This is a genomic window from Rothia sp. (in: high G+C Gram-positive bacteria), from assembly GCF_015265375.1.
Taxonomy (GTDB): Bacteria; Actinomycetota; Actinomycetes; order Actinomycetales; family Micrococcaceae; genus Rothia.
This window is the reverse complement of the sequence record NZ_JABZXW010000058.1, coordinates 1-14,851: the sequence shown is the minus strand read 5'-3', so window position 1 is coordinate 14,851 and position 14,851 is coordinate 1. Positions and strand designations below refer to the sequence as shown.

Annotated in this window: 12 protein-coding genes and 1 riboswitch; of the genes, 1 reads left to right on the top strand and 11 read right to left on the bottom strand. The window is 63.0% G+C overall.

All coding sequences use genetic code 11. From position 1 onward, the window contains the following. On the top strand, nucleotides 1-630 hold a 630-nt coding region (locus HXO69_RS07455; protein WP_296546270.1), incomplete at its 5' end, for an MFS transporter. Between the two features lie 528 nt (nucleotides 631-1,158). Here the strand turns inward: HXO69_RS07455 and trpC are convergent. The 11 genes from trpC to HXO69_RS07400 all read right to left on the bottom strand — a co-directional run bounded on the left by trpC (nucleotide 1,159) and on the right by HXO69_RS07400 (nucleotide 14,428). After that, nucleotides 1,159-1,974, bottom strand: coding sequence for an indole-3-glycerol phosphate synthase TrpC (trpC, locus tag HXO69_RS07450; protein WP_296546269.1), 816 nt, complete (start codon nucleotides 1,972-1,974; stop codon nucleotides 1,159-1,161). Between the two features lie 14 nt (nucleotides 1,975-1,988). After that, a complete protein-coding gene (locus tag HXO69_RS07445) occupies nucleotides 1,989-3,599 on the bottom strand; it encodes an anthranilate synthase component I (protein ID WP_296546266.1) in 1,611 nt (536 codons plus the stop codon). A 299-nt stretch (nucleotides 3,600-3,898) separates the two neighbouring features. Further along, the gene (gene ribH / locus HXO69_RS07440; protein ID WP_005506244.1) at nucleotides 3,899-4,375 is read right to left on the bottom strand and encodes a 6,7-dimethyl-8-ribityllumazine synthase; all 477 of its coding nucleotides are present in this window, start codon (nucleotides 4,373-4,375) and stop codon (nucleotides 3,899-3,901) included. A gap of 56 nt (nucleotides 4,376-4,431) precedes the next feature. Then, nucleotides 4,432-5,202: a GTP cyclohydrolase II gene (locus tag HXO69_RS07435; protein WP_296546264.1), complete on the bottom strand. Its 771-nt coding sequence runs from the start codon at nucleotides 5,200-5,202 to the stop codon at nucleotides 4,432-4,434. Nucleotides 5,203-5,210: 8 nt separating this feature from the next. Next, nucleotides 5,211-6,503 (bottom strand): 3,4-dihydroxy-2-butanone-4-phosphate synthase, encoded by a 1,293-nt coding sequence (ribB, locus tag HXO69_RS07430; RefSeq protein WP_296546262.1) that lies wholly within the window; start codon nucleotides 6,501-6,503, stop codon nucleotides 5,211-5,213. A 236-nt stretch (nucleotides 6,504-6,739) separates the two neighbouring features. Further along, a complete protein-coding gene (ribD, locus tag HXO69_RS07425) occupies nucleotides 6,740-8,050 on the bottom strand; it encodes a bifunctional diaminohydroxyphosphoribosylaminopyrimidine deaminase/5-amino-6-(5-phosphoribosylamino)uracil reductase RibD (RefSeq protein ID WP_296546259.1) in 1,311 nt (436 codons plus the stop codon). Between the two features lies 1 nt (nucleotide 8,051). Beyond that, nucleotides 8,052-8,783: a nicotinamide riboside transporter PnuC gene (pnuC, locus tag HXO69_RS07420; protein WP_296546257.1), complete on the bottom strand. Its 732-nt coding sequence runs from the start codon at nucleotides 8,781-8,783 to the stop codon at nucleotides 8,052-8,054. 380 nt (nucleotides 8,784-9,163) lie between these two features. Further along, nucleotides 9,164-9,362, bottom strand: a riboswitch (FMN riboswitch). 1,087 nt (nucleotides 9,363-10,449) lie between these two features. Beyond that, complete coding sequence (gene fabF, locus HXO69_RS07415) at nucleotides 10,450-11,721, bottom strand: beta-ketoacyl-ACP synthase II (protein ID WP_296546255.1); 1,272 nt, start codon at nucleotides 11,719-11,721, stop codon at nucleotides 10,450-10,452. A 218-nt stretch (nucleotides 11,722-11,939) separates the two neighbouring features. Continuing rightward, nucleotides 11,940-12,182: an acyl carrier protein gene (locus HXO69_RS07410; protein ID WP_005507475.1), complete on the bottom strand. Its 243-nt coding sequence runs from the start codon at nucleotides 12,180-12,182 to the stop codon at nucleotides 11,940-11,942. A gap of 204 nt (nucleotides 12,183-12,386) precedes the next feature. After that, nucleotides 12,387-13,412 carry a beta-ketoacyl-ACP synthase III gene (locus HXO69_RS07405; protein ID WP_296546254.1) on the bottom strand — a complete coding sequence of 342 codons (1,026 nt, stop codon included), beginning with the start codon at nucleotides 13,410-13,412 and terminating at the stop codon, nucleotides 12,387-12,389. Between the two features lie 116 nt (nucleotides 13,413-13,528). Continuing rightward, the gene (locus tag HXO69_RS07400) at nucleotides 13,529-14,428 is read right to left on the bottom strand and encodes an ACP S-malonyltransferase (protein ID WP_296546253.1); all 900 of its coding nucleotides are present in this window, start codon (nucleotides 14,426-14,428) and stop codon (nucleotides 13,529-13,531) included. Between the last annotated feature and the right edge of the window lie 423 nt (nucleotides 14,429-14,851).

Below are 14,851 nucleotides of genomic sequence, written 5' to 3'. Positions count from 1 at the left end.
CGCGACGCCTGCAAGTTCACGAATTACCGTTCGGCGCTGGGGTCGAATTGGGCGATTGGCTGGTCGGTGTTTGGGGTGCAGTCGTCGATTATTCCGTTGGCGGCGGCGTATTTGGCGACCGGCGGCGACATGTCGAATTCGGTGGCGGCTACTCTGTTGGCGTCGTTGGCGATGGCGACGAACTCGTTTGGTAATGCGTTGACGCAGACGTTCTCGGGTCGTTTTTCGGATCGTTTTGGCCGCCGTGTGATGGCGTTTTCGGGTCTGCTGTTGGCGGGTTCTGCGGTGACGTTTATGGGCTTCGCGCCGGTGGCGTGGGTGTTTGTGTCGTTGACGGCGTGCCTGGGTATTGGTGCGGCGTTTATGGGCCCGTCGATTCAGGCTGCGGTGTCTGATGTGATTGGTACTCGCCGTAGTGGTGGCCAGGTGTTGGCGGTGTATCAGATGGCTAGCGATTTCGGTATGATTTTGGGCCCGCTGGTGGCTGGTTTGATTGCGGATGCGTGGGGTTTTGTTCCGGCGTTCATTATGAGTGGTTTGTTGTTGGTGGCGGCGGCGTTTACGTGGGCGCCGTTCCGTAAGGCGCGCTGGCCGAAGGATATTGCGGACACGGACTATACGGGCCGCTAAGAGCTCTCTAATAAGTAAAAAGCCGGTGCCTGCTGCGAAGCAGGCACCGGCTCTATCTCTATGTATCAGGTCTGTATCCGGGAAGTAGATAAAAATCCGACAGGATAAATAACCCTAGAATCAGGTGAGCTGACCCGAGAAGGAAACCCCAGACCAACCCCTATTTCAACCATCCCAAGGCGAGCTAATTAGAGAAGGGAACCACATACCAGCTTCATATACCCAAGACTGCGGCGAGCTACCCCGAGAAGGTACCCACCTACCAACCCCTTCTATCCTCCACCCGAGGGGTAGGCGACCTAGAGGGCGTACCGGACACGCGAAGCGGGGGCTCCGTCCTCGAGGTGCCTCAGGCACCGATGAGGGGGCACTCCCCCGCTTCGTGTGTTTCGGTCGCCTTCTCAAACAACTAACCCACGGAAGCTATACTCCCCCGCGAGCGTTGTCCGGTACAACCTCTCAAACAACTAGCCCACGGAAGCCTCACTCCCCCGCGAGCGTTGTCCGGTCGTCTTCTCTTAGCACCCCCTATCGGGTCACAGGCACCTTGGAGAATTCACGCACGGTACCTTCCGGGTCGCCGGAGCGTACCAGCGCTTCACCGATGAGGATTGCGTCGGCGCCGGCGCCGGCGTAGGCGCGCACATCCTCGATGCTGGCAACGCCGGATTCGGCGACCTTGATGACGGAGTTGGGCAGGTGCGCGGCGAGGGATGCGTAGTGTTCGTTGTTGACTTCGAGGGTCTTGAGGTTGCGCACGTTGATGCCCACAATCTTGGCGCCGATGCGCTGGGCGACCTCGATTTCTTCGGGGGTGTGGGTTTCGACGAGGGCGTTCATGCCGAGTGATTCGGTGAGTTCGAGGAACTCGCGCAGGGTCTTCTCGTCGAGGGCCGCGACGATGAGCAGCACGAGGTCGGCGCCGTGTGCGCGTGCCTCCCAGATCTGGTACTCGTCGACGGTGAAGTCCTTACGTAGCACGGGGATGTTTACGGCGGCGCGTACTGCGTCCAGGTCGGCGAGGGAGCCGTTGAAGCGGCGCTGTTCGGTGAGCACGGAAATTGCGGCTGCGCCACCTGCCTCGTAGCGTGCGGCGAGCGCGGCGGGGTCCGGGATTTCGCCGAGGGCACCCTTGGAGGGTGAGGAGCGCTTCACCTCGGAGATAATGCGTGCGGTTGCGCCGTTGCCGCCGCCGGGTACTTCACCGCGCAGGGAGGCGAGCGCATCGCGGGCGGGTGCGGCGGCGAGGGCTCGCTTCTTCATCTCCTCGAGGGGAACCTGCTGTACGCGGGCGGCGAGGTCTTCGCGGACGCCGACAATGATCTCGTCGAGAACGGTGCTCATGGTGTCTCCTTGGGTTACTTGGTGGCGTTGACGGCTACGTCTGCGTCGAGGGGTGCCAGGCCGGAGGCGGTCAGCACTGCGCGCAGCGGGGCGGCGGACTTGTTGACGGTTTCGAGGGTTTCGGAGTCCGGGTTGGAGTCCATGACGAGGCCTGCACCTGCCTGCACGTAGGCGGTGCCTTCCTTGAGTACGGCGGTGCGGATGGCGATGGCCATGTCCATATTGCCGGCGAAGTCGAAGTAGCCGCACACGCCGCCGTAGACGCCGCGGCGGGTGGGTTCGTATTCGTCGATGAGCTGCATGGCACGCGGCTTGGGCGCACCGGAGAGGGTGCCTGCCGGGAAGGCGACGCGCAGCACGTCGTAGGCGCTGAACTGCGGGTCGAGTTCGGCGCTGACGGCGGAGGAAATGTGCATGATGTGGCTGAATCGCTCAATGATCATGAACTGGTCGACGGACACGGTGCCGGGCTTGGCGATGCGCGAGAGGTCGTTGCGTGCCAGGTCGACGAGCATGAGGTGTTCGGAGCGTTCCTTTTCGTCGGCGAGCAGTTCCTCGGCGAGTGCGAGGTCTTCTTCGCGGGTTGCACCGCGCGGGCGGGAACCGGCGATGGGGGGGGTGCTGGCGATGCCGTCCTTGAGGGTAACGAGCGCCTCCGGGGAGGAGCCGACAATGTGGAAGGGGGTGCCGTTGCTGTCTTCGAAGTTGAAGAGGTACATGTAGGGCGAGGGGTTGGACTGGCGCAGTACACGGTACACGTCGAGTGCCTTGGCGTTGGTTTCGGCTTCGAATCGGCGTGAGAGCACAATCTGGAAGACGTCGCCGTCGATGATGTTCTTCTTGGAGCGGTCGATGGCGTCCTTGAAGCCCTGTTCGCTCCAGGTGAGGGTGACGTCTTCGCGGACCTTACGGTCAATGTCTGCCACGCCGGAGAGAGTGGAGGTGGTTGCGGCGGCGCCGCGCTGCAGGCGGCGGAGCATGCTGTGCAGGCGCGCGATGGCATCCTCGTAGGCGCCGTCGACGTTTTCGCTGGTGCCGTTGAAGTTGATGGCGTTGGCGACGAGCAGGACGGTGCCATCCTTGTTGTCGTGGATTGCCATGTCGGAGACCATGTTGAGCGCGAATTCGGGCAGGTTCACGTCGTCGGCGGGCGGGAACGGCAGGTGCTCCCAGTGGCGTACGACGTCCCAGCCGAGGTAACCAACCAGGCCGGAGGTGAGCGGCGGCAGGGTCGGGTCGGGTTCGGTGTAGAGCATCTGCAGGGTCTTGGCGATGGCTTCTACGGGGTCGCCGTCGACGGGTGCGCCGGCGGGGGTGCGGCCCTGCCAGTGGACTGCGCCGTCAACGGTGGTGAGGGTCGAGCGGGAGGATGCGCCGATGAAGGAGTAGCGGTCCCAGGCTGCGGATTCGCCCTCTGCGGAGATTTTGGCGGATTCGAGCAGGAAGGTGCCGTGGGCTGCTTCGACGGGTTCGCCCTGGTCGTTTTGGAGTACGAGGGATCGGTAGATGCCGATGGGGGTGAGTGAGTCGGCGAGGATTTTGATGTGTACGGGAATGACGCGGGTGCCGGCTGCGCGGGCGCGGAATTCTTCGAGGCTGGGGGTGATGGTGCCCAAATCCTGCATTGCTGTACTCCTTGGTGTTGGGTTGGGAGCGCATCGGTGCGCTGTGTCCCTTAGCTGCCGCGCGGGGTTTTTACCGGTGCATGGGGTTTTACCGGTACATGGGGGTACCGGGACATATGTGCCGGTGTGTATCTCTCTGGCGCATACTTGCCAGATCCATAGACGCCCGATGATGCCTGATAAATCCCGGTAAGCCCGGTGCGCGGGTTGTTTCAGTTTAACCGGTGCTGCGGCCCAGTTCCACGGTAAAGAGTCAATAGTTCTCTTCGTGAAACTGAGCCGCGTACCGTTCAGCCATGTTAGTTGCTGAACTGCTTGAGGGTTGCTGCGGTCTGCAGTGCCGCTGCGGTCGCCTCGTAGCCCTTGTCTTCGTTGGAGCCTTCCAGGCCTGCACGGTCGAGTGCCTGCTGCTCGTTGTCGCAGGTGAGCACGCCGAAGCCGATGGGGCGGCCGGTCAGCACGGACACGTCGGTCAGGCCGTTGGTTGCGCCCTGGCAGACGTAGTCGAAGTGGGGGGTGCCGCCGCGGATGACCACGCCAAGCGCGACGATTGCGTCGAACTTCTCAGCGAGGCGGGTCGCTGCGACGGGCAGCTCGAAGGTGCCCGGAACGCGCACGAGGGTCGGCTCGATGCCTGCGTCGCGTGCTGCACGCTGCGCGCCGTCGATGAGGCCGTCCATGACCTGGGTGTGCCAGCTTGCCGCTACGATTGCGAGCTTGAAGCCCTTGTAGTCTTCGGGGTTGAGGGTGGTGTCTGCTGCGCCTACGCCGCTCATTGTGTTCTCCTTGTGGGTTTTGGGTTTTGAAAAATTAGGGGTTTGCAGGGGTGCCGCTACGCGCTTTTGAGCACGTGGCGCATGCGCTCACGCTTGGTCTGCAGGTAGTGTGCGTTCTCGACTCGGGCGGGAATTTCGTCCGGGATGAGTTCGGTGACCTGCAGGCCGAGGCTTTCGAGCGCCTCCTGCTTGGCGGGGTTGTTGGTCACGAGCCTCAGCTCGTTCACACCGAGTTCCTGCAGGATCAGTGCCGCCTGCGAGTAGTCGCGCATGTCGCCGTCCAGGCCGAGCGCCAGGTTCGCGTCGAGGGTGTCGAGCCCGGCATCCTGCAGCGCGTAGGCGCGGAGCTTGTTGACCAGGCCGATGCCGCGTCCTTCGTGGTTGCGCACGTAGATGAGGTACCCGCCGGTGCGGCCAATGATGCGCAGGCCGTTCTCCAGCTGGGGGCCGCAATCGCATCGGAAGGAACCGAAGATATCGCCGGTGGCGCATTCGGAGTGGATGCGCACCGCGGGCGCTCCCCCGTCCTCGGTGGGTACGGGGGTGCCGTCACGGTCGAGGGCGCGGGCGCTGATGTGCTCGGCACCGTCTGCGAATCGCCAGGCGCGCAGGCCGAACACACCCTGCGGGGTGGGTACGGCGACCTCTTCGGTGCTTTCGACCAGCAGCGGGCTGGGGTTGGGCACCATGTCGAGGGGGCTGACTCGGTAGCCTTCAGCGAGCTGGGAGGCGATGCGCAGGGATTCGGCGCTGAGCTCTTCAGCCTGCGCCTCAACCGGCTCGACCAGGGTGCCTGGCGTTGCCTGGGTGTTAGGGGTTTCGCTCATGCGTTCTCCTACGCCTTAGCTACGTACTTGATGAGGTCTTCGATAGAGATCATGGGCAGGTTGTGCTCGGTGGCGAAGGCGCGCAGTGCGTCGAAACGCATCATGGAGCCGTCGTCGTGCACGACCTCGGCGATAACGCCCACGCCGGACAGGCCCGCCGCGAGGGAGAGTTCCACAGCGGCTTCGGTGTGGCCGGGGCGCTCCGCCACGCCGCCGTCAACAGCGCGCAGCGGGAAGATGTGGCCGGGGCGGGTGATGTCCGCCGGGGTCGAGGATGCATCCGCGAGGATCTGCACGGTGCGTGCGCGATCTGCCGCGGAGATGCCGGTGCTCACACCAGATGCCGCATCGCAGGAGACGGTGTATGCAGTGCCCTTGGGGTCCTCGTTGTTGGTGACCATGGGCGGCAGGTTCATCTCGTCGGCACGCTTGTTGCTCAGGGGTGCGCAGACCACGCCGGAGGTGTAGCGGATCATGAAGCCCATCAGCTCGGGGGTTGCGTGCTCGGCTGCGAAGATGATGTCGCCTTCGTTTTCGCGGTCTTCGTCGTCAACAACGACCACGGCGCGACCTGCTGCGATAGCGTCCACTGCGGTCTGCACGCTGTCGAGGACGCTTGCGGCGTCGGCGCGACGCGGCGCAACCTGCTCACCGGAGTGCGCAGAGTCAGCCTGGGGCACGCCTGCGAACGCAGTCAGACGCTGCACGTACTTAGCGAGCGCATCGGTCTCAAGGTTCACGCTGTCGCCAACCTTGAGGGCGCCGAGGTTGGTTGCCTTCAGGGTTTCGGGGATCAGGCCGACCTCGAACCATGCGGGGGTTTCGCCGGGCTCAGAAACGGCGGTGACGGTCAGGGACACGCCAGAAACAGCGATGGAGCCCTTCTCGGCGAGCAGGGGCGCCAGTTTGGTGGGTAGGTTGAAACGCAGGGTGCTCCACGCCTCGTGCGCGGTGATGGATGCGAGGGTACCTACCGCATCCACGTGGCCCTGCACGACGTGACCGTCGAGGCGGCCACCGGCAGGCAGGCAGCGCTCCAGGTTGACGGTGTCACCGGGGTTCAGGTTGCCGAGGTTGGTGCGGCGCAGAGTCTCCCCCATCGCGTAGGCGCGGAACTGGCCGGGCTGCAGCTGGTCGAGGTCGATAGCGGTGAGGCATACACCGTTGACGGCGAGGGAGCCGCCGTGTTCGAGGTCGGCGACGATGTCTCCGGCGTTGAGGGTCAGGTAGGCTGCGTCGCTACCTTCGATGGGGGTGATGGATTCTACGGTGCCGAGGGCGCCAATGATTCCGGTAAACATGGTGTGCTTTCCTTTTCTCGCCGTGTCCGCCGGGTCGTCGTCGTTGAGGGCGACGGGCGGCGATGGTTTGTTCGTCTGTATAACTATACGTATTTTTCGAATATTCCCCGTGACGGGGCGTTTTTGTGCCAGCATGCGAACCAGCCGGCATGAATTAGCCGGGCGCAGGCGGGGGGGCATTAAGATGCTACTCCCCCGCCCGCACTTAGCCCAGGCGGATGCTAGTCCAGCCGCGACTAGTCCAGCCTCGGTTCGGGCGCGTGGCAGGCGTCCAGCTTCGGCAGGGTACGTCGTTCACCCGGTTCCTGCGCCGTTCCGCGAGGTGCGGGCACCAGATGCGTTGCGGTGTCGTTGCCGAGCACGCGCACCGCCGGGAACATGCCCAGATCGTCCAGTTGCAGGCGCGGCGCCTGAGCGAGAGTGTCCACGAGCAGGCGGTAGACGGCGCTCTTACCCTGCCCCATGATTATGGGGGCGCGGTACCAGACCATCTCGTCGATGAGGTCTTCACCGGCGAAGAGGCCAACCATGCCGGGGCCGCCCTCAATCATGAGGTGCCGCACTCCGCGGGCGTACAGCTCATCGAGCAGTTCGCGCGGGTCGTGGGTGAAGACCTGCAGGAAGTTCTGCGGGTCCGCCTCCACGCCTTCGGGCGGGTTGAGGCCGCGCACGCGGTAGTTCTCGGTAATCTCGGTTTTGCCCATGACCACGCGCAGCGGCTGCTTCTCGAAGCGTTCCCCGTTGGCGTCGCGCGCGTCCAGGGTCGGGTCGTCCATGAGGGTGGTTCGGGTGCCAATCATGACGGCGTCGGCGCGGTGACGAATCAGGTGCCCGTCAATGCGCGCGGCGGGGCCGGTAATCCACTTGCTCGTGCCGTCAGCTGCCGCGATGAACCCGTCCAGGGTGGATGCGCTCTTTGCGGTGATGAAGGGGCGGCGTTCGGCGGCGGCAATGAACCAGCGTTCGTTCAGCAGGTAGGAGGCGTTCGCGAACTCCTCCATGGCGTGCACGGTGACGCCCTGCGAGCGCAGGTAGGCGGCGCCTCCGGCAGCGTTTTCGGTGTCGTCGCTGTAGGCGTAGTAGAGTTCGCTAATGCCCGCCTCGGCGACGGCGTGGGAGCAGGGGCCGGTACGTCCGGTGTGGTTGCAGGGTTCCAGGCTCACGTACATGCGGGCGCCGGTAAGGTCGGTTCCGGCGGCGCGGGCGGCGGCGAGTGCGTCGGCTTCGGCGTGCGGGGTGCCTGCGCCTCGGTGGTAGCCCACGTGCAGCAGGTGCCCGTCACGGTCGGTGATGACGGCGCCGACGAGCGGGTTTGCGCCGCGGATACCCTGACGTGCTGCCTGCAGTGCCAGGCTCATCGCATCGTCGTGGCTGAGGATCTGCTCGGGGTCGGGCAGCTGGAGGGTGCGTGCGGCGGGCAGCCCAGCGAGGTGACCGTACTCAGCAGCGGAGTAGTCCGCATCGTTGTGCGGCAGGTGCGTGCTGGGGGTAACGGTTGCGGGCAGGTGCGCGCTCGCCAGCACCTCCTGAGAGGGATTCTGCGGCATCTTACGCACGACCCTTCTGCACGTCAGTAACTTCAACGGTCACGTCAGGGAACTGGGTCTGCACCTGGGTCTTCTGCGCTTCCAGGTTGCGGGTGCGCCACCAGACGAAGAAGCCGATCAGGGTGAAGCATCCGTAGAACACGTACATGAGGGAGGTCGCGTAGTAGCCTGCGCTCCACAGCAGCGGCACGCCGACCAGGTCGACGGCAACCCAGATGAGCCAGAATTCAACCCAACCGCGCGCCATGCCGTAGGTGGCGAGCAGCGAGCCGGTGAAGATCCAGGCGTCGGACCAGACCGGTTCGTAGGAGCCGAGGGCGCGGAAGATGGGGGTGAGCAGCAGGGTGCCTGCAACCATGGCAACAACCAGACCTGCACGTTCGGTGTTGGTCGCCCACTTGGGGATCACTGCGGCACCTTCGGAGGCGTCACCACCGGCGGCGCGGGTTGCACGCCAACGATGCCAGCCCCAGATGGACACGGCAATGAACATGATTTGGCGGCCTGCCTGGCCGAGCATGGTGACGGGGTGCGGGCTGCCGACGAGGGCGCCCAGGAAGACAGTGAGGAGCAGCAGGTTGCCGAGAATACCGACGGGCCACGCCCATACTTTGCGTCGCATGCCGCCCAGCGCCGATGCTAGGCCGAATGCGTTTCCGAGAACTTCGCGCACGAGGAGGGACTGGTCCCCCACGTGAATTTGTGCGTCGAAGAGCCACCGCAGGATGTCCATTGTTTCTTTCCTCTCTGAGTTGGACCGTGTGTCGGATGCGCGGGGTGCGCATCTGCGGCGGCTCCGGGGAGAGGAACAGAAAGAGCGGTACCGTGGGCGCCGTGGGGTGCCGGGTATCCGTGATGCGGCAGGAGTGGCAAACCAGCCAACCGCAACTGAAAACCATAGCTGAAATCAGCCAACCGCGGCAGGGGAATAACGTGCCGGCACCTCCGAGGTGCCTCTCCCCTGCTACATCGAAAGCTGATGCTCTGCCAAGAAACCGTTCTCTAAGCAACAGTTTTCTCAAGCAGCAGCTCTCTGAAGCAACTGCGTCGGTGCACCCTGCACGCTATCCCGGTTTTCGGGAGGTGCGGTGGAGTGCGCTCCTGCCTTTTTCTGCTCGTGCTACCTTCCATCCAGACTGTACTGTCGGCACCGGATTTTCACCGGTTCGGCCTCTCTTGCGGGCGGGCTTCTCTAGCGGAGTCTTGGCATCCTGTGCGGATGCGAAGATTCGTACGATTTTTGCCTGCCTGCGGGAGCGGTTCGCGGGCTGTGACCGCCGGTTCGGAATTTCACCGACCCCGGAGCACGATGTCGATATTGATTATGCCACAGCGCACGCTGGGGGTTTAATTTGTTTTCTCTGGGATAACTTCCGTGACAAGATGACGTTTTGTGACTGCGTCCTGAGCATGCTTTCAAGCCCCGCTATGCAACTCCCCGCGGCAGCCACTCGCGGGACCTCCCTGGAACCTGATTCTTCATTCTTCGGGGGCGATTTATCACGGTTTTATAACGGTGGAGAGCACCAAACAGACCAAAGAGTTACGGAGGCTTCCAGGGGGTTGCTCAGGGCACACTGAACACCCGTCAATACCTTTATGACAAGGAATTATAACAATAAGGTTAAATTATTGGTTTAAGGTTTACTCCAGGGGTGATTTAAGGTTATTCTTATCTACAGGAGCTCCCATCACCGATAAACCGGTTCCGTTGAGAGCTACATGATTCGGACCATCCGAGCACTCACATCAAACCCTTAAGCTTCTGCCATTTGAAGCTGGAAAACTGGCCCGCGGACTGCATTCCTGAGGATAGTTTTCACGCAACATCTGCGCGTACTGGATTGCGCAGTATTGCGGCACACGATGTTGATGTGCTTCACCATCGGGAGGCAACCACACCGAATTGTTTTCTCAACGGAACCGGCGTGGGAGCTCTTCCGAATAAACTTCCGGATGATCGCACGGTGTGCACCCTTGTGTGGGGTGTTGTGCGTGTCGAACGGTCATAAGCTCCCGTTCTTCTGTCGTCGCCTACCGTGGTGCGCGATGGAGGTTGCGGGAACCTTGCGGGATGGTTGATCCCGCGCGCTCTGCATTGTCTTGTGGAGTGTGGTGTGTTTGGGTGGCGTATTCGCAGTGCCGGAGCGAATACGCCACCCGTTTTTAACGTCTAAAACAGGGGCGCCCCAAACTCGGGCGAGCCTAGAAGGCGTACCGGGCACGCGAAGCGGGGGCTCCGTCCTCAAGGCGCCCCAGCGCCGCAGAGGGGGCACTCCCCCGCAAGCGTTGTCCGGTACGGCCTCCCCCACAAACGCATCCAAAACATAACGCTCCCCCAGCTACACGCGGTAGTTGAGGGAGCGTTATGTCTATATAAGGCTAGAAGCCCTGAGGGATTAGTCCTCTACAGAGCGGAATGCTACAACAGCGTTGTGGCCGCCGAAACCGAAGGAGTTCGACAGTGCCACGATCTCGCCGGCGGGCAGCTCGCGTGCGTCGGTCACCACGTCCAGGTCAATCTGGGGGTCCTTGTTGTCCAGGTTGATGGTGCAGGGTGCGGTGCGGTGGTGCAGAGCCAGTACGGTCAGCACAGCCTCGAGGGCGCCCGCGCCACCGAGCAGGTGGCCGGTCATGGACTTGGTTGCGGAGACGGCAATGTTCTTGGTGTGGTCGCCGAAGGTTTCGTGCATTGCGGTTGCTTCGGGCAGGTCACCGGCGGGGGTGCTGGTGGCGTGCGCGTTGATGTGCACGACGGTCTTCGGGTCGATGTTGCCGTCTTCGAGGGCTTCGCGCAGTGCGCGGGTTGCACCGAGTGCTGCGGGGTCGGGTGCGGTGATGTGGTAGGAGTCGGCGGAGACGCCGGTGCCTGCCAGTTCTGCGTAGACGCGTGCGCCGCGTGCCTTGGCGTGCTCTTCGGATTCGAGGATGAGCGCTGCTGCGCCTTCACCCATGACGAAGCCGTCGCGGTCGACGTCGTAGGGGCGGGATGCCTTTTCGGGTTCGTCGTTGCGGGAGGAGAGTGCCTGCATTTTGGCGAATGCTGCCATGGGCAGGGGGTGGATTGCTGCTTCGGCGCCGCCGACGATGACGACGTCTGCCTTGCCGCTGCGGATCATTTCGGCGCCGAGCTGCATGGCTTCGGTGGAGGATGCGCATGCGGAGACGACGGTCTGTGCTGCGGCGCGTGCCTTGAGGTTCATGGAGACTGCTGCTGCGTTGCCGTTGGGCATGAGCATGGGCACGGTCATGGGGAGGACGCGGCGGGGGCCCTTTTCGCGGAGGGTGTCCCATGCGTCGAGGAGGGTCCACACGCCACCAATGCCGGTACCGAAGGCTACGCCGGTGCGTTCGGGGTCGACTTCTTCTGCGGATTCGGCGTCGGGGCCGGAGAATCCTGCGTCTTCCCATGCTTCGCGTGCGGCGATGAGGGCGAGCTGACCCGAGGGATCCAGGCGCTTTGCTTCTACCTTGGTGAGGCGGCCGGATTCGAGGGCGGGCACAGCGAGCTGGCCTGCAATGTATACGGGCAGGTCGTATTCCTTGACCCAGGGATGGTCGAGGGTGGATACACCAGATACGCCCTTGGTTGCGTTTTCCCAGGTGGTGGGGACGTCGCCGCCAATGGGGGTGGTCGCGCCGAGGCCGGTCACCAGCACTTTTCGAGACATTGTGGCACTTTCTCTTCGGTGGTCGATTTGGTGGTTTATCCGGTGGTGTGTGGATAAAAACCTGTAGGGCCCGGGGTTTGCAGTGGGCGTTTTCACGCCGTGGGGAGTGCAGTCATCGCACCCTGCGTGTGCCCGGGGTGTATTGGATTGAAAGCTGAGTGAATAGCGATGCGGCGCGGGCCGGTGAGAGCCCGCGCCGCCTCGTTATTGGTTATAGCTTAGGCAGCGTTCGCGATGAACTCGACTGCGTCGCCAACGGTCTTGAGGTTCTTGACCTCTTCGTCCGGGATGGTCACCTCGAACTTCTCCTCAGCGTTCACGACGATGGTCATCATCGAGATGGAGTCGATGTCCAGGTCCTCGGTGAAGGACTTGTCCAGCTGAACGTCCTCAACCTCAACGCCGGTCTCTTCGTTAACGATTTCTGCCAGACCTGCGAGGATCTCTTCCTTGTTAGCCATTCAGGGGCTCCTTTGTTGTTCGATGGTCATCGCACCCACAATTCGTGGGTACGCGTGCATTACCGAGTTTATCGTGTCTGCGTGGTGTACGCATGCGTCAACTCGGAGTTTTAGGGGATGCTTTCCCGCTTTATTTTCTTTCTCGTGCACCGGCACGGTGCCGGGCTGAGGGGGCGGGTGAGCATCGGGCTCCGGTGGTTTTCCTTAGGGAAGGACGACTACCTGAGCTGCGAATGCCAGGCCGGCACCGAAGCCGATCTGCAGGGCGAACTTGCCGGAGAGTTCCGGGTTCTCCTTGAGCAGGCGGTGTGCGGCGAGCGGGACCGATGCGGCGGAGGTGTTACCGGCATCGACGATGTCGCGTGCCACTGCCACCGTGTCGGGAAGCTTGAGGGTCTTGACCATCTGGTCAATGATGCGGGCGTTTGCCTGGTGCGGGATGAGCGCGCCGAGCTCGTCGGGGGTGATACCGGCGGTCTCGAGTGCCTGCTTGGCGACCTTCGCCATTTCCCATACTGCCCAGCGGAAGACGGAGGGGCCGTCCTGACGCAGGGTGGGCCAGATCTTTTCGCCTTCTTCGACGGGGTTCGCAACGAAGTCGCGGTTGCGGATGTCCAGCAGGGAGTGGGTCATGCCGACGGTGCCCCAGCGGGAGCCGTCCGAACCCCATACGGTCGGGGCGATGCCCGGCTCGTCGGAGACGCCTACGACTGCTGCGCCTGCGCCGTCGCCGAGCAGGAAGGAGATGGTGCGTTCGGTGTTGTCGATGAAGTCGGAGAGCTTCTCAACGCCGATGACCAGCACGTGCTTTGCGGTACCCGCGCGGACGAGGGCGTCTGCCTGGGCGATGCCGTAGCAGAAACCTGCACACGCTGCGGAGATGTCGTATGCGGGGCACTTGGAGCCGATTGCGTCGGCGACCAGGGTTGCCAGGGAGGGGGTTGCGTAGGGGTGCGAGATGGTCGAGATAATGACCGCCTCAATGTCCTCACCGGTTACACCGGACGCTTCGAGGGCGTCCTTGGCGGCGCCGATGGCGAGGTCGGCTACCGACTGGTTTTCGCTGGCGCGGTGACGAGTTGCGATGCCGGTGCGCTGCTTGATCCACTCGTCGGAGGAGTCGATTGCCTCAACGATGTCGTCGTTGGGGACGATGACCTCACCGCGGGCTGCGCCGTAACCGAGGATGCGGGAGTAGCGGTTGATTTCGTACTGCTTGAGGGTAGTCACGTATTCAATCCTTAGTGCTGATGCTCGCAAGGCACTGTGTGCCTTGCAGGTCTAAAGTGCATGTCTAGTGTGAAGGGTTCCCAGTGCGGGGAGGGCGGGGTGCTCTCCTGCAGCGTTTAGCCCTTCAGAGAGGCGAGGTCCTCGGGAGTGTTGATGGAGGTGCCGGGCACGCCGCGCATCGCACGCTTTGCCAGGCCGACCAGGGTGCCCGCGGGGGCGACCTCGATAATGCCGGCGACCTCACGCTCAAGCAGGGTTGCCATGCACAGATCCCAGCGGACGGGGCTGGTGACCTGAGAGACGAGGGTCTTGACGAACTCTTCACCGGATGCCACGGCGGAACCGTCGCGGTTGGTCAGCAGTGCGGAGGTCGGGTCGGAGACCTGCAGGGATGCGGCGAACTCTTCCAGTGCGGGCACGGCGGGTGCCATTGCCTCGGTGTGGAATGCGCCAGCAACCTTCAGGGGGATGACGCGAGCGCGTGCGGGCGGGTTCGCGGCGAATGCTTCGATGGCGGGGATGGGGCCTGCGGCTACAATCTGGCCGCCGCCGTTGGAGTTTGCCGCGACGAGGCCCGCTACGTCGATGGCTTCGCGGACGTTTTCTTCAACGCCGCCGAGTACTGCAGCCATGCCGGTCGGGGAGGCGGCTGCCGCCTCCGCCATGCCGTTGGCACGCACGCGCACGAAACGCATTGCGTCTTCATCGCTGAGTACGCCTGCGAGGGCTGCCGCGGTGATTTCACCGACGGAGTGACCCGCGAAGATAAGCTCTTCACCCTCGAGTTCGCGCAGTGCGAGGCGACCGGTCACAATGCCTGCAGCCACGATGAGGGGCTGGGCGATGGCGGTGTCCTTGATGGTTTCTTCTTCGGCTTCGGTGCCGTAGTGAATCAGGTCGATGCCTGCCGCTTCGGAGAGTCGTTCCAGGTGCTCACGCACACCTTCAATCTCGAGCCAGGGGCTCAGGAAGCCCTTCTTCTGGGAGCCCTGTCCGGGGCAAACGAGTGCGCGCATGCGGTGCGACCTTTCTGGTTTTTAGTACTCGTACGCGGTGTCTCCGTAGAGACGGAGACCACGGCTAGTCTGTTACCTATGCTACCTTGTTCAGCCGCTTTGTATAAACATCCCAGTGCAGAAATTCAGGGCGCACTGGGAGTTTAGGCGGTGGTTGAACAGTGTATAGCTTAGATTGAACTCACCCATTCGTACAACCTGGACGGGCAAGGTTCAAATAGAGAGACATGAGCGGCGGCGTTCCGAGCTATTCAAATCACTGCCCAAAGCTCTGCTCAAGGCACAGTCCGGCAAAGCGCAGTCAAGCAAAGCACAGTCCAGCACACTCCCCCGCCCGGCACACTCCTGCCCCACACACTAACCGCTAGGCTCGCGGATGCGCCCGCGCGTACGTCTCCGCCAGACGCTTCATCGACACGTGCG